At 72.7% G+C, this 17,729-nt stretch carries 18 protein-coding genes; 10 read left to right on the top strand and 8 right to left on the bottom strand.

Going from position 1 to position 17,729, the window contains the following annotated elements:
- Window positions 1-6: 6 nt before the first annotated feature.
- The gene (locus tag FB458_RS15605) at window positions 7-441 is read right to left on the bottom strand and encodes a DUF6314 family protein (RefSeq protein WP_141849306.1); all 435 of its coding nucleotides are present in this window, start codon (window positions 439-441) and stop codon (window positions 7-9) included.
- 31 nt (window positions 442-472) lie between these two features.
- Between FB458_RS15605 and FB458_RS15600 the strand changes: the two genes are divergently transcribed.
- From FB458_RS15600 to FB458_RS15590, 3 genes are all read left to right on the top strand, one after another.
- Window positions 473-1,213: an AzlC family ABC transporter permease gene (locus tag FB458_RS15600; RefSeq protein ID WP_141849305.1), complete on the top strand. Its 741-nt coding sequence runs from the start codon at window positions 473-475 to the stop codon at window positions 1,211-1,213.
- Window positions 1,210-1,524, top strand: coding sequence for an AzlD domain-containing protein (locus FB458_RS15595; RefSeq protein WP_141849304.1), 315 nt, complete (start codon window positions 1,210-1,212; stop codon window positions 1,522-1,524). Before FB458_RS15600 ends, FB458_RS15595 begins: the two co-directional genes overlap by 4 nt.
- A gap of 142 nt (window positions 1,525-1,666) precedes the next feature.
- Window positions 1,667-2,149: a glutathione peroxidase gene (locus FB458_RS15590; RefSeq protein ID WP_141849303.1), complete on the top strand. Its 483-nt coding sequence runs from the start codon at window positions 1,667-1,669 to the stop codon at window positions 2,147-2,149.
- A gap of 12 nt (window positions 2,150-2,161) precedes the next feature.
- Here the strand turns inward: FB458_RS15590 and dapB are convergent, their stop codons facing one another.
- On the bottom strand, window positions 2,162-2,929 hold the full coding sequence (dapB, locus tag FB458_RS15585) for a 4-hydroxy-tetrahydrodipicolinate reductase (RefSeq protein WP_141849302.1): 768 nt from the start codon (window positions 2,927-2,929) through the stop codon (window positions 2,162-2,164).
- A 115-nt stretch (window positions 2,930-3,044) separates the two neighbouring features.
- Here dapB and FB458_RS15580 point away from each other — a divergent pair, with 115 nt between their 5' ends.
- Together FB458_RS15580 and FB458_RS15575 are read left to right on the top strand one after the other, a co-directional pair.
- Window positions 3,045-5,237, top strand: a complete 2,193-nt coding sequence (locus FB458_RS15580) for an alpha-galactosidase (protein ID WP_141849301.1) — start codon at window positions 3,045-3,047, stop codon at window positions 5,235-5,237.
- Between the two features lie 41 nt (window positions 5,238-5,278).
- Entirely contained in the window at window positions 5,279-6,196 is a 918-nt protein-coding gene (locus FB458_RS15575; RefSeq protein ID WP_141849300.1) for a hypothetical protein, read from the top strand.
- A gap of 126 nt (window positions 6,197-6,322) precedes the next feature.
- Here the strand turns inward: FB458_RS15575 and FB458_RS15570 are convergent, their stop codons facing one another.
- Both FB458_RS15570 and rpsO read right to left on the bottom strand, forming a co-directional pair.
- Window positions 6,323-8,575, bottom strand: coding sequence for a polyribonucleotide nucleotidyltransferase (locus tag FB458_RS15570; RefSeq protein ID WP_141849299.1), 2,253 nt, complete (start codon window positions 8,573-8,575; stop codon window positions 6,323-6,325).
- A 123-nt stretch (window positions 8,576-8,698) separates the two neighbouring features.
- Window positions 8,699-8,968, bottom strand: coding sequence for a 30S ribosomal protein S15 (rpsO, locus tag FB458_RS15565; protein ID WP_141849298.1), 270 nt, complete (start codon window positions 8,966-8,968; stop codon window positions 8,699-8,701).
- Window positions 8,969-9,175: 207 nt separating this feature from the next.
- Here rpsO and FB458_RS21425 point away from each other — a divergent pair, with 207 nt between their 5' ends.
- Window positions 9,176-9,334: a DUF6131 family protein gene (locus FB458_RS21425; RefSeq protein WP_170185704.1), complete on the top strand. Its 159-nt coding sequence runs from the start codon at window positions 9,176-9,178 to the stop codon at window positions 9,332-9,334.
- A 91-nt stretch (window positions 9,335-9,425) separates the two neighbouring features.
- Here the strand turns inward: FB458_RS21425 and FB458_RS15560 are convergent, their stop codons facing one another.
- The 4 genes from FB458_RS15560 to FB458_RS15545 all read right to left on the bottom strand — a co-directional run bounded on the left by FB458_RS15560 (window position 9,426) and on the right by FB458_RS15545 (window position 13,532).
- Window positions 9,426-10,196 (bottom strand): class I SAM-dependent methyltransferase, encoded by a 771-nt coding sequence (locus tag FB458_RS15560; protein WP_141849297.1) that lies wholly within the window; start codon window positions 10,194-10,196, stop codon window positions 9,426-9,428.
- 89 nt (window positions 10,197-10,285) lie between these two features.
- The gene (gene lpdA / locus FB458_RS15555) at window positions 10,286-11,683 is read right to left on the bottom strand and encodes a dihydrolipoyl dehydrogenase (RefSeq protein WP_141849296.1); all 1,398 of its coding nucleotides are present in this window, start codon (window positions 11,681-11,683) and stop codon (window positions 10,286-10,288) included.
- A gap of 53 nt (window positions 11,684-11,736) precedes the next feature.
- Entirely contained in the window at window positions 11,737-12,549 is an 813-nt protein-coding gene (locus tag FB458_RS15550; RefSeq protein WP_141849295.1) for an ABC transporter permease, read from the bottom strand.
- Window positions 12,546-13,532 carry an ATP-binding cassette domain-containing protein gene (locus FB458_RS15545; protein WP_141849294.1) on the bottom strand — a complete coding sequence of 329 codons (987 nt, stop codon included), beginning with the start codon at window positions 13,530-13,532 and terminating at the stop codon, window positions 12,546-12,548. Before FB458_RS15545 ends, FB458_RS15550 begins: the two co-directional genes overlap by 4 nt.
- A gap of 121 nt (window positions 13,533-13,653) precedes the next feature.
- Here FB458_RS15545 and FB458_RS15540 point away from each other — a divergent pair, with 121 nt between their 5' ends.
- From FB458_RS15540 to FB458_RS15525, 4 genes are read left to right on the top strand one after another with little or no spacing between them, the layout of a single operon-like run.
- On the top strand, window positions 13,654-13,995 hold the full coding sequence (locus FB458_RS15540; protein WP_141849293.1) for a DUF3311 domain-containing protein: 342 nt from the start codon (window positions 13,654-13,656) through the stop codon (window positions 13,993-13,995).
- A complete protein-coding gene (gene mctP / locus FB458_RS15535; RefSeq protein ID WP_141849292.1) occupies window positions 13,992-15,662 on the top strand; it encodes a monocarboxylate uptake permease MctP in 1,671 nt (556 codons plus the stop codon). Before FB458_RS15540 ends, mctP begins: the two co-directional genes overlap by 4 nt.
- Window positions 15,659-17,155, top strand: coding sequence for a purine-cytosine permease family protein (locus FB458_RS15530; protein WP_141849291.1), 1,497 nt, complete (start codon window positions 15,659-15,661; stop codon window positions 17,153-17,155). The genes mctP and FB458_RS15530 overlap by 4 nt, the downstream gene beginning before the upstream one ends.
- Complete coding sequence (locus FB458_RS15525; protein ID WP_141849290.1) at window positions 17,148-17,687, top strand: cysteine hydrolase family protein; 540 nt, start codon at window positions 17,148-17,150, stop codon at window positions 17,685-17,687. The genes FB458_RS15530 and FB458_RS15525 overlap by 8 nt, the downstream gene beginning before the upstream one ends.
- The last annotated feature ends 42 nt before the right edge of the window (window positions 17,688-17,729 follow it).

Below are 17,729 nucleotides of genomic sequence, written 5' to 3'. Positions count from 1 at the left end.
GTCCGGTCAGGCGGGCCGGACCAGCGTCGTCATCGAGTAGTCCTTGTCCGGTCCGGTGCACTCCCACATGACCGACCAGCCCCGGCTCCCGGGCGTCGGCGGGTGGACCAGCCCGCGGTAGAGGTCGGCGTTGCACGGGTGCTCCACGACCTCGCCGGGTCGCCACGGGTGGAAGTCGCGGCCGTCGGCGAAGGTCACCATCCACGCGTCCTCGTCGTCCTCCCGCGGGACGACGTACAGGGTCCGCTGCACGGGCAGGGGGTCGGACCCGGGCCAGCGCAGCTCGCCCTTCTCCTGCCACAGCACCCGCCCGTCGGGCTGCTCGAGCAGCCGCATCCGCCCCTGGACGGTGCCGCGGCGGCGGCCCGCGCGGTCGTCGATGCGACGCTGGAAGGCCCACTCCCCCAGCAGGTCCGTCGGGGGGGTCCGGGTCTCGGTCACCCCGCCAGTCTCCCACGCGCGCTGTGACAGCATGCGGCGCGTGAGCGAGGGTGGGGACGACGCACCCGCCCGCACCGCGCGCCGGGCGGTGACCCGGCAGGCCGTGTCGGTCGGGCTCGCCACGAGCGCGTACGGCGTCTCGTTCGGCGCCCTGTCGGTCGCCTCCGGCCTCGACGTGTGGCAGACCTGCGTCCTGTCGCTCCTGCTCTTCTCGGGCGGGTCCCAGTTCGCCTTCGCCGGCATCGTCGGCGCGGGCGGCAGCGGGGTCGCGGCGGTCGCGACCAGCTCGCTGCTCGGGGTCCGCAACGGCCTCTACGGGCTGCAGGTGGCCCGGCTGCTGCACGCCCACGGCCCGCGCGTCCTGCTCGCCGCGCACCTGACCATCGACGAGTCCACCGCCGTCGCCGTCGGGCAGCGCGAGCCGTCGGCCCAGCGACGCGGGTTCTGGCTCACCGGCGCCCTGGTCCTCCTCGGCTGGAACCTCACCACCCTGCTCGGGGCCGTGCTCGGCGACGCGCTCGGCGACCCCCGCACGTACGGGTTCGACGCCGCCGCCGCGGCCGCCTTCCTCGCGCTGCTGTGGCCGCGGCTGCGCTCGCGCGAGGCCGCCGCGACGGGGGTCGCGGCGGCGGTCGTCGCGGCCCTGCTGTCGCCGGTGACCCCGCCGGGCGTGCCGGTCCTCGTCGCCGCGCTCGCCGCGGTCGCGGTCGGGTGGTGGGGGCGCCGTACGGGCGCCGGTCCGGTCGGGGACGAGCCGGAGGGGACGGCGTGAGCACCTGGGTCCCCGTGCTGGCGGCGTGCGTCGCGGCCTACCTGCTCAAGCTGGCCGGGCACCTGGTCCCCGCACGCTGGCTGGAGGGGCCTCGGGTGCGTCGGGTCACCGGGCTGCTGCCGGTCGCGCTCCTGGCCGCGCTGGTCGTCGTGCAGACCGTGGTCGCCGACCAGCGGCTCGTCCTCGACGCCCGCGCGGCGGGGCTCGCCGTGGCTGCCGTCGCGCTGCTGCTGCGCGCGCCGTTCGTCGTGGTCGTCGTGCTCGCCGCGCTCACCGCGGCGCTGCTGCGCCACGCCGGCTGGGCCGCCTGACCCCTGCGTCCGCACCATCGAGGCACCGGTGCCTCGATCGTGCGGACGTCCGGCCATCCGTGGACGCCACCGGCGCCGAAAAGCAGGCGACCCCCACGAGGGCGCCGCCGCGGCGTCGCGCACGACCCGACAGGATGGACCCATGACGAGCATCGCCGACTTCACCGCCCGCAGCATCGACGGCCAGGACGTCGACCTGTCCCGCTACGAGGGCGAGGTCGTCCTCGTCGTCAACACCGCGTCGCAGTGCGGGTTCACGCCGCAGTACGAGGGCCTGCAGGCGCTGCACGACCGGTTCAAGGACCACGGCTTCACCGTGCTCGGGTTCCCCTGCGACCAGTTCGGGAACCAGGAGCCGGGCAGCGACGAGGAGATCGCCGGCTTCTGCCAGAAGAACTTCGGTGTCGACTTCCCGCTGTTCTCCAAGATCGAGGTCAACGGCGACGACGCCCACCCGCTCTACCGGTGGCTGCGGTCGCAGAAGGGCGGCCTGCTCGGCGACAAGATCAAGTGGAACTTCACCAAGTTCCTCGTCGGCAAGGACGGCCAGGTCGTCGACCGCTACGCCCCCACGACCAAGCCGGAGAAGCTGACCGGCGACATCGAGAAGGCCCTCGCCTCCTGACGCCGGGCCGGCTCAGTCGAGCCCGAGGTAGTGCTCGAGCCCGACGGTGAGGCCGGGGTGGTCGGCCACCCCGCGCACGCCGGCGAGCACGCCAGGCATGAACGACTCCCGGTCGAACGAGTCGTGCCGGATCGTCAGCATCTCGCCCACCCCGCCGAGCAGCACCTCCTGGTGGGCGACGAGCCCGCGCAGCCGGACCGAGTGCACGGGGATGCCGTCGACCAGGGCGCCGCGGGCGCCCAGCTCGTCCCTCGTCGTCGCGTCCGGCACGTCGCCGAGCCCGGCCTCGGCGCGCGCGGCCGCGACGAGCGACGCCGTCCGCGCCGCCGTCCCCGACGGCGCGTCGACCTTCTGCGGGTGGTGCAGCTCGACGACCTCGACCGACTCGTAGAACCGGGCGGCGGTCTGCGCGAACCGCATCATGAGGATCGCGCCGATGGCGAAGTTCGGCGCGACGAGCACGCCCACCGGGCCACCGGTGCGGGCCGACGGCGCCTGCGCGAGCCGCTCCTCGAGCCGGGCCAGGCGCTCGGGCGTCCAACCCGTGGTCCCGACGACGCAGTGCACGCCGCGCGCGACGCAGTGCGCGACGTTGTCCGGTGAGGCGTCCGGCACGGTGAGCTCGACGACGACGTCCGCGCCACCGAGGTCGCCCAGCTCGTCGCCCACGTCGTACCGCCCGACGAGCCGCAGCCCGTCGGCGGCCTCGACCGCCGCGCACGCCTGCGAGCCCATCCGGCCCGAGGCCCCGACCACCGCCACCGCCAGCTGGTCCGTCACGTGGGCAGCCTAGCCAGCCCCCCGCGTCGCCCTGAGTAGGGTGATCGCGGTCACGCCGGCTCCCGTACGACGTGCCGCCGCGCCCCCCGCTCCCGCTCGCCCGAGAGGCCCCTGCATGCCCGCGACCACCGCCGGTCCGACCGTCCACCTGCGCGCTGCCGGGGTGAGCGTCCTGCTCGAGGCCACCGAGGGCCGCCTGCCCGCGATGGTGCACTGGGGTCCCGAGCTGCCCGGCCTCGACGAGGAGTCGGCCGGCGCGCTCGTCGCCGCGTCGGTGCCGATGGTCGGCCCGAACAACGTCGACGTGCCGCTGCGGGTCGCGGTCGTCCCCGAGCACTGGACCGGCTGGTCCGGTCGCCCCGGGCTGCGCGCCTCGCGCGACGGACGCTCGTGGTCGGCGAGGCTGCGGGTCACCTCCCTCGAGGTGGACGGCACGCCGGTGACGGGCTGGTACGACGGCGGCCCCGGCACCCTCGTCGTCCGCGCCACCGACGCCGACGCCGCGATCGACCTCGAGCTCGTCCTCGAGCTGCTGCCGAGCGGCGTGCTGCGCCAGCGGGCGACCCTGACCAACACCGGCGAGCCCGGCCTGACCGTCGACGACCTGTGCGTCACGTACCGCATCCCCACCGAGGCGACCGAGCTGCTCGACTTCTCCGGCCGGTGGGGCCGCGAGCGCCTCCCCCAGCGCACCGACCTCGTCTCGGGAATGCACCTGCGCGAGAACCGCCGCGGCCGCACGGCCAACGACGGCGCGACCCTGCTGCACGCCGGCACGCCCGGCTTCGGCTTCGCGGCCGGGGACGTCTGGGCCGTGCACACCGCGTGGAGCGGGAACCACACCCACTACGCCGAGCGCGCCTTCACCGGCGAGTCCGTCCTCGGTGGCGGCGAGCTGCTGCTGAGCGGCGAGGTCCGCCTCGGCACCGGGGCGTCGTACGCCGGCCCGTGGGTGTACGGCGCCTTCGGGCACGGTCTCGACGACGTCGCCCGCCGCTTCCACCGCGTCCAGCGCAGCCGGGAGCGTCGGGTCGACACCGCCCGCCCGGTGACGCTCAACGTCTGGGAGGCCGTGTACTTCGACCACGACCTGCCGCGCCTGCTGGACCTCGCCGAGCGCGCGGCCGCCCTCGGCGTCGAGCGCTTCGTCCTCGACGACGGGTGGTTCGGCTCGCGCCGCGACGACCACTCCGGCCTCGGCGACTGGGTCGTGAGCCAGGACGTCTGGCCGGACGGGCTCGCGCCGCTCATCGACCGCGTCGTCGAGCTGGGCATGGAGTTCGGGCTGTGGTTCGAGCCGGAGATGGTCAACCCCGACTCCGACGTCGCCCGCGCCCACCCGGAGTGGGTCATGAGCGCCCGCCCCGAGTGGCCCGTCGAGTCGCGCCACCAGCAGGTCCTCGACCTCGCGGTCCCCGAGGCCTACGCGCACGTGCGCGACCAGATGGACGCGATCCTCACCGAGTACGACATCGCCTACGTCAAGTGGGACCACAACCGCGACCTCGTCGAGGCCGGCAACCAGCTGGACGGCGGCCGGGCCGCGGTCCACGAGCAGACGCTGGCGTTCTACCGGCTGCTCGAGGAGCTGCGGGCGGGCCACCCCGGCCTGGAGATCGAGTCCTGCTCGTCCGGCGGCGCGCGCGTCGACCTCGGCGTCCTCGAGCGCACCGACCGCGTCTGGGTCTCCGACAACATCGACCCGCACGACCGCCAGCACATGATGCGCTGGACGACCCAGCTCCTGCCGCCGGAGTACCTCGGCTCGCACATCGCCTCGGGCCGCTCGCACACGACGGGCCGGATCCACGACCTCAACTTCCGCGCCGCGACGGCCGTCTTCGGCCACCTCGGCATCGAGTGGGACCTCGCGAGCGCCACCGAGGCCGAGCTGGCCGAGCTGCGTCCGTGGCTCGACTTCTACAAGGCCCACCGCGACCTGCTGCTCGACGGCGAGGTGGTCCGGATGGACACGGCCGACGACCGGGTCCTGGTCCACGGCGTCGTCGCGCACGACGCCTCGCGCGCCGTGTTCGCGCAGGTCGTCCTCGACAGCCCGCGGCACCAGCCGGTCACCCGGATCACCTTCCGCGGGCTCGACCCCGAGCGCCGCTACCGCGTCCGTCCCGTCCTCCCCGGCGGGGCGCCGTCCGGGCTGCGACCGGCGGCGTGGTGGGGCGAGGCGGAGGGCGACGGGGCGTCGTACGCCGGCGTGGTCGTCACCGGCGCGGGTCTCGCGCTCGTCGGGCTGGCCTCCCCCAGCCTGCACCCGGACCAGGCCGTGCTCTACACCGCCGAGGCCGTCTGACCGGGCGCGACCCGAGGTCCGCCCCGTGCCACGATGACGGGGTGGACCTCGACACCGCGGTGACGCAGCTGTACGGCGCCGCCCCGGAGGACTTCGTCGCGGCCCGCACCGCGCTGGCCGCCCAGGTCAAGGCCGGCGGCGACGCGGGGCTGGCCAAGGCCGTCGCGTCGATCCGCAAGCCGACCGTGGCCGCCTGGGCGGTCAACCAGCTCGTCCGTCAGGACGCCGACGAGGTCGACGCGCTGCTCGACCTCGCCGGGCGCCTCCAGTCGGCGGCCGAGGCGATGGACGGCGGCGCGCTGCGCGACCTCGGCCGGGAGCGCACCCGGCTCGTCGACCGGCTGCTGCGCGCCACCCGCGACGCCGCCGAGGCGGCCGGGGGGTCGCTCACCGGGGCGACGGCCGAGCAGGTCCGCGAGACGTACGTCGCCGCCCTGGCCCAGCCGTCGGCCGCGCAGGCCGTCGCGTCGGGGCAGCTGACCCGGGCGCTGTCCTACGCCGGGTTCGGCGACGTCGACCTCTCCGAGGCGCTGGCCGCGCCGCGGCCCAACCGGCGGCCCGCGCTCACCGTGCTGCGGGGCGAGAAGCGGGACGACGCGCCCGAGCCGGAGCCACGACCGGACGAGGATGAGGACGAGGAGGAGGGTGAGGCGCCGGGACCGGACCCGGCACTCCTCGAGCAGCTCGAGCAGGCCCGCGCGCGCACCCGCGAGACGACGTCCCAGGCGGCGGCCGCAGGTCAGGCGCTCGAGCAGGCCGAGGCGGCCCTCACGTCGCTGGACGAGCGGATCGCGGCCCTGGAGGCGGACCTCAAGGCCGCCCGCGCCGAGCGCGACACCCTGCTCGACACCCGCGCCGAGGCGCGCGCGGCCGACAAGGCCGCGCAGCGTGCGCTGCGCGGCTCCTTCGCCGAGCTCGACCGCGTCCAGGACCTGCTCGGCGACGACGCCGACGACTGACTACCCGCAGCGTCCGAGATCTCGGCGCCCCCGGCAACCACCCTCTCGGACGCAGCGCCTGCGCCGGAGACGACGAACGGCCCGGCACCCCAGGTGGGGTGCCGGGCCGTCGTACGGCGTCCTGCGTCAGGCGTCGACGGTCTCCGCGGAGGCCGCGTCGCCCTCGGGGGCCTGACCCTCGTCCTCGGCGAGGACGGCGGCGAGGCTGAGCTTGCCGCGCGGGTCGATCTCCTTGAGCTCGACCTGGATCTTCTGGCCGACCTTGAGCACGTCGTCGACCGAGTCGATCCGCTTGCCGCCGACGAGCTTGCGCACCTCGGAGATGTGCAGCAGACCGTCCTTGCCGGGCGTCAGGGAGATGAACGCACCGAAGGTCGTCGTCTTGACGACGGTCCCGATGAAGCGCTCACCGACCTCCGGCATCTGCGGGTTCGCGATGGCGTTGATCGCGGCCCGCGCGGCCTCGGCCGACGGACCGTCGACCGCGCCGATGAACACGGTGCCGTCGTCCTCGATGGAGATGTCGGCGCCCGTGTCGTCCTGGATCTGGTTGATCATCTTGCCCTTCGGGCCGATGACCTCGCCGATCTTGTCGACCGGCACCTTCACCGTGATGATCCGCGGGGCGAACTCCGACATCTCGTCCGGCACGTCGATGGCCTCGCCCATGACGTCGAGGATGTGGAACCGGGCCTCGCGGGCCTGGGTCAGCGCGCCACCGAGGACCGACGCGGGGATGCCGTCGAGCTTGGTGTCGAGCTGGATCGCGGTGACGAACTCCCGCGTGCCGGCGACCTTGAAGTCCATGTCGCCGAAGGCGTCCTCGGCGCCGAGGATGTCGGTGAGGGCGGCGTAGCGCGCCTCCCCGTCGACCTCGTCCGAGACCAGGCCCATGGCGATGCCGGCGACCGGGGCGCGCAGCGGCACACCGGCGTTGAGCAGCGACAGGGTCGACGCGCAGACGGAGCCCATCGACGTCGAGCCGTTGGAGCTCAGCGCCTCGGACACCTGGCGGATCGCGTAGGGGAACTCCTCGCGCGTCGGCAGGACGGGCATGAGCGCCCGCTCGGCCAGCGCGCCGTGGCCGATCTCGCGGCGCTTCGGCGACCCCACGCGGCCGGTCTCCCCGGTGCTGTAGGGCGGGAAGTTGTAGTTGTGCATGTAGCGCTTCTTCGTCACCGGCGAGAGGGTGTCGAGCTGCTGCTCCATCTTGAGCATGTTCAGCGTCGTCACGCCCATGATCTGGGTCTCGCCGCGCTCGAAGATCGCCGAGCCGTGCACCCGCGGGAGCACCTCGACCTCGGCCGACAGCGCGCGGATGTCCCGCAGGCCGCGACCGTCGATGCGGACGCCGTCCTTGAGGATGCGCTGGCGGATGAGCTTCTTCTGCACGGACCGGTAGGCCGCGGACAGCTCCTTGTCACGACCCTCGAAGCGGTCTGCCAGGGCCGACTTCATCTCGGCCTTGATCTCGTCGAGCTTGTCCTCGCGCTCCTGCTTGCCGGCGATCTGCAGCGCCGACTCCAGCGCGCCCGAGACGTGGGACTCGACGGCGTCGTACGCGTCGTCCTCGTAGTCGAGGAACACGGGGAAGTCCTCGACCGGCTTCGCGGCCTTGGCGGCGAGCTCGGCCTGCGCCTTGCACAGCTGCGCGATGAACTTCTTGCTCGCCTCGAGGCCCTCGGCGACGACCTCCTCGGTCGGCGCCTGCTTGCCCTGGTTCTTGACCAGGTCCCAGGTGTGGTCGGTGGCCTCGGCCTCGACCATCATGATGGCGACGTCCTCGCCGCCGTCCTTGGTCTGCACGACGCGGCCGGCGACGACCATGTCGAACACCGAGCTCTCGATGTCGCTGTAGTTCGGGAACGCGACCCACTGGCCGTCGATGAGCGACACGCGGACGCCACCGATGGGGCCGGAGAACGGCAGGCCCGAGATCTGCGTCGACGCGCTCGCGGCGTTGATGGCCAGGACGTCGTACTGGTGGTTCGGGTTCGCGGCGAAGACCGAGATGACGACCTGGACCTCGTTGCGCAGACCCTTCTTGAAGGTCGGGCGCAGCGGCCGGTCGATGAGGCGGCAGGTGAGGATCGCCTCGGTCGACGGGCGACCCTCGCGGCGGAAGAACGAGCCGGGGATCTTCCCGATCGCGTACATCCGCTCCTCGACGTCGACCGTCAGGGGGAAGAAGTCGAACTGGTCCTTGGGCTGCTTGCCCGCGGCGGTGGTGCTGAGCAGCGTCGTCTCGTCGTCGAGGTACGCGACGACGGCGCCGGCTGCCTGCTTGGCGAGGCGGCCGGTCTCGAAGCGGATCGTGCGGGTGCCGTGGCTGCCGTTGTCGATGACGGCCTCGGCGAAGGTGATCTCTGGACCCTCCATGGGCCCTCCATTTCTCTCATCTGTCTCACCCGGCACATCGTCGTTGTGTGCGGGTTTCCTGCCTCATGCAGAAAGCGGCCTCCGCTGGGTGGTTCCAGCGGAAGCCGCCATCTCATGACGTCCTTATCGGCGCAGCCCGAGGCGCTTGATCAGCGAGCGATAGCGCTCGACGTCGATGCCCTCGAGGTAGCGCAGCAGCCGGCGACGACGGCCCACGAGCAGCAGCAGACCGCGGCGGCTGTGGTGGTCGTGCTTGTGCGTGCGCGAGTGCTCCGTGAGGTCCTTGATGCGCTGGGTGAGCAGCGCGATCTGGACCTCCGGGGACCCGGTGTCACCCTCGACGGTGGCGTACTCGGTGAGGATCTGCTTCTTGGTGGCAGCGTCCAGGGGCATGGGCGAGCGGTCTCCTTCAGACTCGTTGCGCGGTGCTCCGGGGCTCATCCACCGGGCGCTCTCGATCCGCGGCCGTCACACGGCAGCCCTCAGGTTAGCAGCGGGCCCGGTGCCCCCCTAATCGCCGACGGCGTGGCGGGTTTCACCGCGGCCGGTGAGGGGGTAGGCCTGCTCCTCACCAGGGGAACACCACATCAAGGAGCGCACATGATCATCCTCGGACTCGTCCTGCTCGTCATCGGGCTGCTGGTCGCCTCGCTCAAGATCCTCGTGACAATCGGCGCCATCATCCTCGTCGTCGGCCTGGTCCTCGCCGTCCTCGGGGCCACCGGCCGCGCCATCGGCGGCCGCAAGCACTACTTCTGACCGGTCCCTCCCGCCCGCGGCGGGAGACCCCACGACGGGGGCGGTACGGCGCGCCGTACCGCCCCCGTCGTGCGTGCCGAGGGTCGGGGGCTCAGCCGGCGACCGTGCCGGTGGCCGCCCAGGCGACCGCCGCGATCGTGAGGGGTCCGTCGCCCAGCTCCGCCCGGCACGCCTCCCGCAGCTGCGTGCGGGCGGCGTCGTCGAGGCGCCGTACGGCGTCCCCGGGCGGCCCGACCCCCAGCTGGTAGGTCCCCCACCAGTCGTCGAACCCGTCGAAGTCGCGGGTGACGTGCAGCTCGTGCTGGGCCACCTCGCCCAGGCCGGCCTCGTCCAGCAGGGCGGGCAGGCGGCCGTCACCGGCGCCGGGCATCCCCGACTCGTCGTCGACGTCGGGGTGCAGCCGGCGCAGCACCCGCCAGAAGGACGAGTGCGGCGCCCGGTCCCCCGCCAGGTCCCAGGTGCTCACCGCGACGACTCCCCCGGGACGGGTGACGCGGGCCATCTCGCGCAGACCGCCGACGGGGTCGCGGAAGAACGAGACGACGAGCTGGGCCAGCGCGGCGTCGACCGTCCCGTCGTCGAACGGCAGCGCCTCCCCCGGGGCCTGCCGCACGTCGACCCCGGGCAACCGGTCGCGGGCGGCGGCGACGAAGGGCGCCGACGGGTCGACCGCGACCACGTGGTCGGCGCCGAGCCGGCGGACGAGCTCGACGGTCAGCTGGCCGGGGCCGCACCCCACGTCGAGCGCGCGGCGGCCGCTGCCGGCCCCGAGCCCGGCCAGGTCGCACAGCCGGGGGGACAGGGGGGCGGAGAACCGACCCATGAAGCGGTCGTACGCCTCGGCCGCGACCTCGAACGACATGGCGCCAGTGTGGACCCGGGAGCCCCCGCTCGACCAGGGTCGGGCGGGGGCTCCATGAGGACCGTGCGGATCGCCCGGAGGGGTGCTGCTCAGAGGTTGATCATGTGCCCCGCGATGCCGTGCAGGGCCTCCTTGACCGCCTCGCCGAGCGTCGGGTGCGCGAAGACGACCCGCGACAGCTCGTCGGCGGTGAGGTCCCAGGTCTGCGCCGCGTTGATCACCGGCAGCAGCTCGGTGACGTCGGGGCCGATCATCGCGGCGCCGAGGATCTCGTTGTGCTCGGCGTCGGCGATGATCTTGACGAACCCGACGGCCTCGCCGAGACCCTGCGCCTTGCCGTTGGCCGAGAACGGGAAGGTCGACGTCTTGACGTCGTACCCCGCCTCCTTGGCCTGGGCCTCGGACAGGCCCATCGAGCCGATCTGCGGCTGGCAGTACGTCGCGCGCGGGATGTAGCGGTAGTCGATCGGCATGGTCTCGGCGCCGGCGAGGGTCTCGGCGGCGACGATGCCCATCGCCTCGGCGACGTGGGCGAGCATGAGCTTGGCCGTGACGTCGCCGATCGCGTAGACGTGCGGGACGTTGGTGCGGCAGTGGTCGTCGATGGCGATGGCGCCGCGGTCGGTCAGCTCGACGCCGGCCGCCTCGAGGCCGAAGCCCTCGGTGCGCGGGGCGAAGCCGATCGCCGACATGAGCTTGTCGGCCTCGAGGACCTGGCTCTCGCCGCCGTCGGCGGGGCTGACGGTGACCCTGACCCCGGAGCCGGTGTCCTCGACCGCCTCGACCTTGGTCTTGAGCAGGACCTTCACGCCGAGCTTCTTGTAGTGCTTGAGGAGCTCCTTGGACACGTCGGCGTCCTCGGTCGGCACCATCCGGTCGAGGAACTCGACGATGGTCACGTCGACGCCGAAGTTGCTCATCACGTAGGCGAACTCGACGCCGATGGCGCCGGAGCCGGCGATGATCATCGAGCCGGGCAGCTCGGGGTCGAGGATCTGCTCCTCGTAGGTGACGACGTTCTGGCTCACCTCGACGCCCGGGATCATCCGGGTCACCGAGCCGGTGGCGAGGATGAGGTCGTCGAAGGTCAGCTGGCGGGTCTGGCCGTCGTTGAGCGCCACGTCCATCGACTGCGGGCCGGTGAGGGTCCCCCACCCGTCGATCTCGGTGATCTTGTTCTTCTTCATGAGGTAGTGGACGCCCTTGACGATCCCCTCGGAGACCTTGCGGCTGCGCGCGTGGGTCGGCCCGAACGACATCGTGGCGTCGCCCTCGATGCCGAAGACCGCCTTCTCCTTGGTCAGGACGTGGGCGAGCTCGGCGTTGCGCAGGAGCGCCTTGCTGGGGATGCAGCCGACGTTGAGGCACACCCCGCCCCAGTACTTCTTCTCGACCACCGCGACGGACTTGCCGAGCTGGGCGGCGCGGATCGCCGCGACGTACCCCCCGGGCCCCGCGCCGAGCACCACGACATCGAAATCAGCCATGGGCACAGCCTATGTCTCCCGCCCGCGCCACCCGACCGCGTCTCGCCCAGGGCTCAACGGGTCGTCGCCCGGCGGTACTGCCAGTTCGCCAGCGGGACGAAGACGGCGAGGATCACCGCCGCCCACAGCACGGTGTAGAGCTCCGGGTGCAGCAGCGCCCACGACGTCGGCGGCGGCGCCGACGGGTTCGGGTCGGGGTTGCCGAAGAGCTGCCGCGCGGCGAGGGTCACGGCGGAGATCGGGTTCCACTCGGCGAACGAGCGCAGCGGCCCCGGGAGCGTCGACAGCGGCACGAACGTGTTGGCGACGAACGTCAGCGGGAAGATGATGATGAACGACGCGTTGTTGACCACCTCGGGCGTCGGCACGAGCATCCCCACCCAGGCCATCACCCAGCTGATCGCGTAGGCGAAGAGCAGCAGCAGGAGGAAGCCGAGCAGCGCCTCCCCCACCGACGTCGTGATCCGCCAGCCGACGACGAGGCCGGTCAGCCCCATGACGACGAGGACGATGACGTTGTTGACGACGTCGGACAGCGTCCGCCCGAAGAGGACGGCCGAGCCCGACATGGGCAGGGACCGGAAGCGGTCGATGATCCCCTTCTTGACGTCCTCGGCCAGCCCCGCCCCGGTGATCGTCGCGCCGAAGACGACGGTCTGGGCGAAGATCCCGGCGATGAGGAACTGCCGGTACGCCGCCCCGCCGTCGGCCTGCGAGATGGCCCCGCCGAAGACGTAGGCGAAGAGCAGGACGAACATGATCGGCTGGAGCGTCGTGAAGACGAGCAGGTCGGGGACCCGCTTGATCTTGATGAGGTTGCGCTTGGCGACGACGAGACCGTCGCTCACCGCCTCGAGGGCGCTCATGCGGACCCCTCCTTCTTCTCGGTGTCGTCGGCCTCGTGCCCGGTGAGGGTGAGGAACACGTCGTCGAGCGTCGGGCGGCGCAGCCCGATCTCGGCGACCGCGATGCCGGCCGCGTCGAGCAGCCGCAGCGCGTCGGCGAGGACCGCCGCCCCGCCGGTCACCGGCACGAGGACGCGGTGCACCGGCACGTCGACGGTGACGGGGGCGCCGAGCGGCTCGAGCACCCGGCGCGCGTCCTCGAGCCGGGCGGGGTCGCCCACGGTGACCTCCATGCGCTCACCGCCGACCTGGCTCTTCAGCTCGTCGGCCGTGCCGCGCGCGATGACCCGGCCGTGGTCGATGACGACGATCGAGTCGCAGAGCCGGTCGGCCTCCTCGAGGTACTGCGTCGTCAGCAGCAGCGAGGTGCCCCCGGCGACGAGCCCGCCGATGACCTCCCACATGTCGGTCCGGCTGCGCGGGTCGAGCCCGGTCGTCGGCTCGTCGAGGAAGAGGACGGGCGGGTCGGCGACGAGCGCGCCCGCCAGGTCGAGGCGGCGGCGCATCCCGCCGGAGTAGGTCTTGGACGGCCGGTCCGCGGCGTCCTCGAGCCGGAACTGGGCCAGCAGCTCGCGGGCCCGCTCGCGCGAGCGCCGGCGGCCGAGGTGGTAGAGCCGGCCGATCATGTCGAGGTTCTCGAAGCCCGTGAGGTACTCGTCGACGGCGGCGTACTGCCCCGAGAGGCCGATGCGGCGTCGTACGCCCCGGGGGTCGCGCACGACGTCCACCCCGGCGACGCTCGCCTCCCCCTCGTCGGGGCGCAGCAGCGTCGTGAGGACGCGCACGGTCGTCGTCTTGCCGGCGCCGTTGGGGCCGAGCAGGCCGAGCACCGTGCCGGTGGGGACGGTGAGGTCGACGCCGCCGAGGGCGGTCACGGCGCCGTACCGCTTGACGAGCCCGCGCGCCTCCACGGCGGGGGCCGGGGGCGAAGTCGTGAGGTCCATGTCCAGACGCTAGTGGAGGGCGGTGACACCGCTGGCATGTCGCCACCACCGCCCGTGGCGATCGGAGTACGTTCCCTGACGACGGGTCCCACCGCGGGGGCCCGAGACGGAGGTCCTTCCCATGTCCACCCCCGCCGCGCCCGGTGAGCGACCGGGCGACCGCCCCGGCCGGTACGACGCCCCGCCCGCCAACCGCGGGCTGCTGGCCGTCGCGACCGTGCTCCTTGCGCTGCCGATCATCGCCCTGCTGCTCGTCAGCACCTACGCGAAGAAGGAGCCGACGCTCGGCGGGGTGCCGTTCTTCATCTGGTACCAGTTCCTCTGGGTGTTCCTCTGCTCCGCCTTCACCTACGCGGCCTACCGGCTCGTCCTGGTCGCCCGGCCGCACCGGCCGATGACCGACGACGGGTCCGCCTTCGTCGAGGGTGACGGCACCGACGCCCGGACGGAGGGCACCCGATGAACACCGGGATCGACTGGCCCGCGCTCATCGTCCTCGTCGCGCTCTTCGCCGTCGTCGCGGTCATGGGGTTCATGGCCTCGCGCTGGCGCCGGCCGACGAGCATGGAGAGCCTCGACGAGTGGGGCCTCGGCGGCCGCAGCTTCGGCACCTGGGTGACGTGGTTCCTGCTCGGTGGTGACCTCTACACGGCCTACACGTTCGTCGCCGTCCCGGCCGCGATGTTCAGCGCGGGCGCCGTGAGCGGCTTCTTCGCCGTCCCCTACACGATCGTGCTCTACCCGATCATCTTCGTCTTCATGTCGCGGCTGTGGTCGGTCAGCCACCGGCACGGCTACGTCACACCCGCCGACTTCGTCGCCGGACGGCACGGGTCGCGCGGGCTGAGCCTCGCGGTCGCCATCACCGGCTTCGTCGCGACGATGCCCTACATCGCCCTCCAGCTCGTCGGGATCCAGGCGGTGCTCGAGGTGGCCGGCGTCGGCGGCGGCAGCAACTGGTTCGTCAACGACCTGCCGCTCTTCGTCGCCTTCATCATCCTCGCCGTCTACACCTACACCTCGGGTCTGCGCGCACCCGCGATCATCGCGTTCGTCAAGGACACGCTCATCTACCTGGTCATCATCGTCGCGGTCATCTACCTGCCGTCGAAGTTCGGCGGCTGGGGCCACATCTTCGACGTGGTGCAGGGCAAGGCCGACACAGCGGCCGCGACGGCCAAGCAGACCGGGAAGCCGGCGACCTTCGTCGCGCTGCCCGGGCCGAAGCAGTACTTCGCCTACGCCTCGCTCGCGCTGGGCTCGGCCATGGCCCTGTTCATGTACCCCCACTCCATCACCGCGACCCTGTCGGCCAAGAGCCGCAACACCATCCGCCGCAACGCGGCGATCCTGCCGGCCTACTCGTTCGTCCTCGGCCTGCTCGCCCTCCTCGGGTGGGTGGCCATCGCCGCGGGGACCAAGCCGATCGGCCTGAACGGCAAGGCCAACCCGCAGCTGGTCATCCCCCAGCTCTTCGAGGACCACTTCCCCGGCTGGTTCGCCGGCGTCGCCTTCGCGGCCATCGCCATCGGCGCGCTGGTGCCGGCGGCGATCATGTCGATCGCGGCGTCCAACACCTTCACCCGCAACATCTACAAGGAGTGGATCCGCCCAGACGCCACCCCCCAGCAGGAGGCCAAGGTCAGCAAGCTGATGTCGCTGCTGGTCAAGGCGTTCGCGCTGATCTTCGTCCTCGCCATGGACAAGCAGAACGCGATCAACCTGCAGCTGCTCGGTGGCATCTGGATCCTGCAGACCTTCCCGGCGATCGTCTTCAGCCTCTACACGAAGTGGTTCCACCGGTGGGGTCTGCTCGCCGGCTGGGCCGTCGGCATCGTCTACGGCACGTGGAAGGCGTACGGCGTCTCGTCGGCCGCCACCCCGCACTTCGGCGGCTCGCTGGCCGCGATCGAGGGCTGGGGCACGCTGGGCTACATCGCCATCACCGCGTTCGCGCTCAACGTCGTCGTCGCCGTCGTCGTCACGCTCGTCGCCCGGGCGCTGCACGCGCCGGCCGGCACCGACGAGACGATCCCGGCCGACTACTTCGCCGACGAGGGCGACCCGCGGGTCGCCAAGCTCCCGGCGACGCCCGACGAGGCGGCCGCCACCTCCCCGGGGCGGGCATGACGTCCGCCCCCACCGCGGCGGGCCGGCAGGACGTCGTCCCGAGGGCGACGAGCGTCGAGACCAACGGTCTCGACGTCATCGCCGAGGGCGAGCGGCACGGCGTCCCGCGCAGCCTGTTCTGGCCGTGGTTCGCCTCGAACATCTCGGTCCTCGCCATCCCGTACGGCGCCTTCGTGCTCGGCTTCGGCCTGTCGTTCTGGCAGGCCGTCGTCGCCTCACTCGTCGGGATCGTCCTGTCGTTCCTGCTCTGCGGCTTCGTCTCGCTCGCGGGCAAGCGCGGGTCGGCGCCGACCATGGTGCTGTCGCGGGCGTCGTTCGGGGTGCGCGGCAACCGGCTGCCGTCGTTCGTCTCCTGGCTGCTCACCGTCGGCTGGGAGACCGTGCTCGTCGTCCTCGCGACGCTCGCCACCGCGACGATCGCCGACCGCCTCGGCTGGGGCGGGGGGACGGGCACCAAGGTCGTCGCGCTCGTCGTCGTCGTGGCCGTCACCGTGACGGCGGGCATCTTCGGGTTCGAGCTGATCATGCGGCTGCAGACGTGGATCACCGTCGCGACAGCGGTCCTCACCATCGGGTACGTCGTCCTCGCGCTGCCGAAGGTCAGCTGGTCGACGGTGTCGGCGCTGCCGTCGGCGCCGCTGCCCGAGGTGCTCGGCGCGATCGTCCTGCTCGTCACCGCGCTCGGGCTCGGCTGGGTCAACTGCGCCGCCGACTACTCGCGCTACCTGCCGCGGTCGGCCTCCAGCCGCGGCGTCGTCGGGTGGACGACGTTCGGTGCCTCACTCGGTCCGGTCGTCCTCGTCGTCTTCGGGCTGCTGCTCACGGGGTCGGACGAGAAGCTGTCGACCGCGATCCAGGCCGACCCGATCGGCGCGCTGACGACGATCCTCCCGACGTGGTACCTCGTGCCGTTCGCCCTCGTCGCGATCCTCGGCCTGCTCGGCGGCATCGTCCTCGACATCTACTCCTCGGGGCTCTCGCTACTCAGCCTCGGGGTGCCGGTGACGCGGCCGGTCGCGGCGGCGATCGACGGCGCGCTGATGACGGTCGGGGCGGTCGTCGTCGTCTTCTTCGCGGACTCGTTCGTCGGGCCGTTCCAGGGCTTCCTCATCACCATGGGTGTGCCCATCGCGGCCTGGTGCGGGATCTTCCTCGGTGACCTCACCCTGCGGCGTCGCCCGTACGCCGACGCCGACCTGCAGTCCCCGCGCGGCCGGTACGGCGCCGTGCGCTGGGACTCCGTCGCCCTCATGGTCGTCGGCACGGTGCTCGGCTGGGGTCTCGTGACCAACACCTACGCCGGGTGGCTGTCGTGGCAGGGCTTCCTCCTCGGCCCGTTCGGGGGGAGGTCCGGGACGTGGGCCTACTCCGGGCTCGGCGTCCTCGTGGCCATCGTCGTGGGCTTCGTCGGCACGCTGGTCCTCTCGCGCGGCGCGGTTGCGCGGCAGGAGGGCCTGCCGGACGACGCGGTCGCCCCCGCAACGCGTGGCTGAGCCGCTCGCCGACGCGCTCGTCGTCGTCGACGCGCAGGCGGTCTTCGCCGACCCCACCTCGCCCTGGGGCTCGCCGATGGACCCGCGCGCGCGGCCCCGCCTGCTGGAGCGGATGACGGCGTACGGCGACCGCGTCGTCGCCACCCGCTACGTCGCGCCGCAGCAGCCGACCGGCGCGTGGGCGCCGTACTTCGCGCAGTTCCCGTGGGCGCTCGTCCCGCCCGACGACCCGCTCTACGCGCTGCTGCCCGACGTCGCGCAGGTCTACGGCGACCGGGCGACGGTCGACCTGACGACGTTCGGCAAGTGGGGCCCCGAGCTCGAGGTCGCCCTCGCGCCGCACGGCCCGCGGTCGGTCGAGGTCGTCGGCTACGCCACCGACTGCTGCGTCGTCTCGACGGTGTTGGCGATGGCCGACGCCGGCCTCGAGGTCCGCGTCCGCGCCGACGCGTGCGGCGGCTCGTCGCCGGAGAACCACGCGACGGCGCTGGCGCTCATGTCCCTGTACGCCCCGCTGGTGCGGATCCAGTAAGCCACTGGCGCGGCGTCGTACGGACGTGTAACTTACAAGTCG

It is taken from the genome of Lapillicoccus jejuensis (genome assembly GCF_006715055.1).
In the GTDB taxonomy this organism is placed as follows: Bacteria; Actinomycetota; Actinomycetes; order Actinomycetales; family Dermatophilaceae; genus Lapillicoccus; species Lapillicoccus jejuensis.
Note: the sequence above shows the minus strand (reverse complement) of the source record. Positions and strands in the feature narration are given on the sequence as shown.

Bases quoted from the DNA above. Each gene is read 5' to 3' on its own strand.
- FB458_RS21425 (WP_170185704.1), top strand. From the start codon at position 9,176: ATGATCATCCTCGGACTCGTCCTGCTCGTCATCGGGCTGCTGGTCGCC.
- FB458_RS15600 (WP_141849305.1), top strand. From the start codon at position 473: ATGCGGCGCGTGAGCGAGGGTGGGGACGACGCACCCGCCCGCACCGCG.
- FB458_RS15540 (WP_141849293.1), top strand. From the start codon at position 13,654: ATGTCCACCCCCGCCGCGCCCGGTGAGCGACCGGGCGACCGCCCCGGC.
- rpsO (WP_141849298.1), bottom strand. From the start codon at position 8,968: ATGCCCCTGGACGCTGCCACCAAGAAGCAGATCCTCACCGAGTACGCC.
- FB458_RS15560 (WP_141849297.1), bottom strand. From the start codon at position 10,196: ATGTCGTTCGAGGTCGCGGCCGAGGCGTACGACCGCTTCATGGGTCGG.
- lpdA (WP_141849296.1), bottom strand. From the start codon at position 11,683: ATGGCTGATTTCGATGTCGTGGTGCTCGGCGCGGGGCCCGGGGGGTAC.
- mctP (WP_141849292.1), top strand. From the start codon at position 13,992: ATGAACACCGGGATCGACTGGCCCGCGCTCATCGTCCTCGTCGCGCTC.
- FB458_RS15530 (WP_141849291.1), top strand. From the start codon at position 15,659: ATGACGTCCGCCCCCACCGCGGCGGGCCGGCAGGACGTCGTCCCGAGG.
- FB458_RS15570 (WP_141849299.1), bottom strand. From the start codon at position 8,575: ATGGAGGGTCCAGAGATCACCTTCGCCGAGGCCGTCATCGACAACGGC.
- FB458_RS15580 (WP_141849301.1), top strand. From the start codon at position 3,045: ATGCCCGCGACCACCGCCGGTCCGACCGTCCACCTGCGCGCTGCCGGG.
- FB458_RS15590 (WP_141849303.1), top strand. From the start codon at position 1,667: ATGACGAGCATCGCCGACTTCACCGCCCGCAGCATCGACGGCCAGGAC.
- FB458_RS15550 (WP_141849295.1), bottom strand. From the start codon at position 12,549: ATGAGCGCCCTCGAGGCGGTGAGCGACGGTCTCGTCGTCGCCAAGCGC.
- FB458_RS15545 (WP_141849294.1), bottom strand. From the start codon at position 13,532: ATGGACCTCACGACTTCGCCCCCGGCCCCCGCCGTGGAGGCGCGCGGG.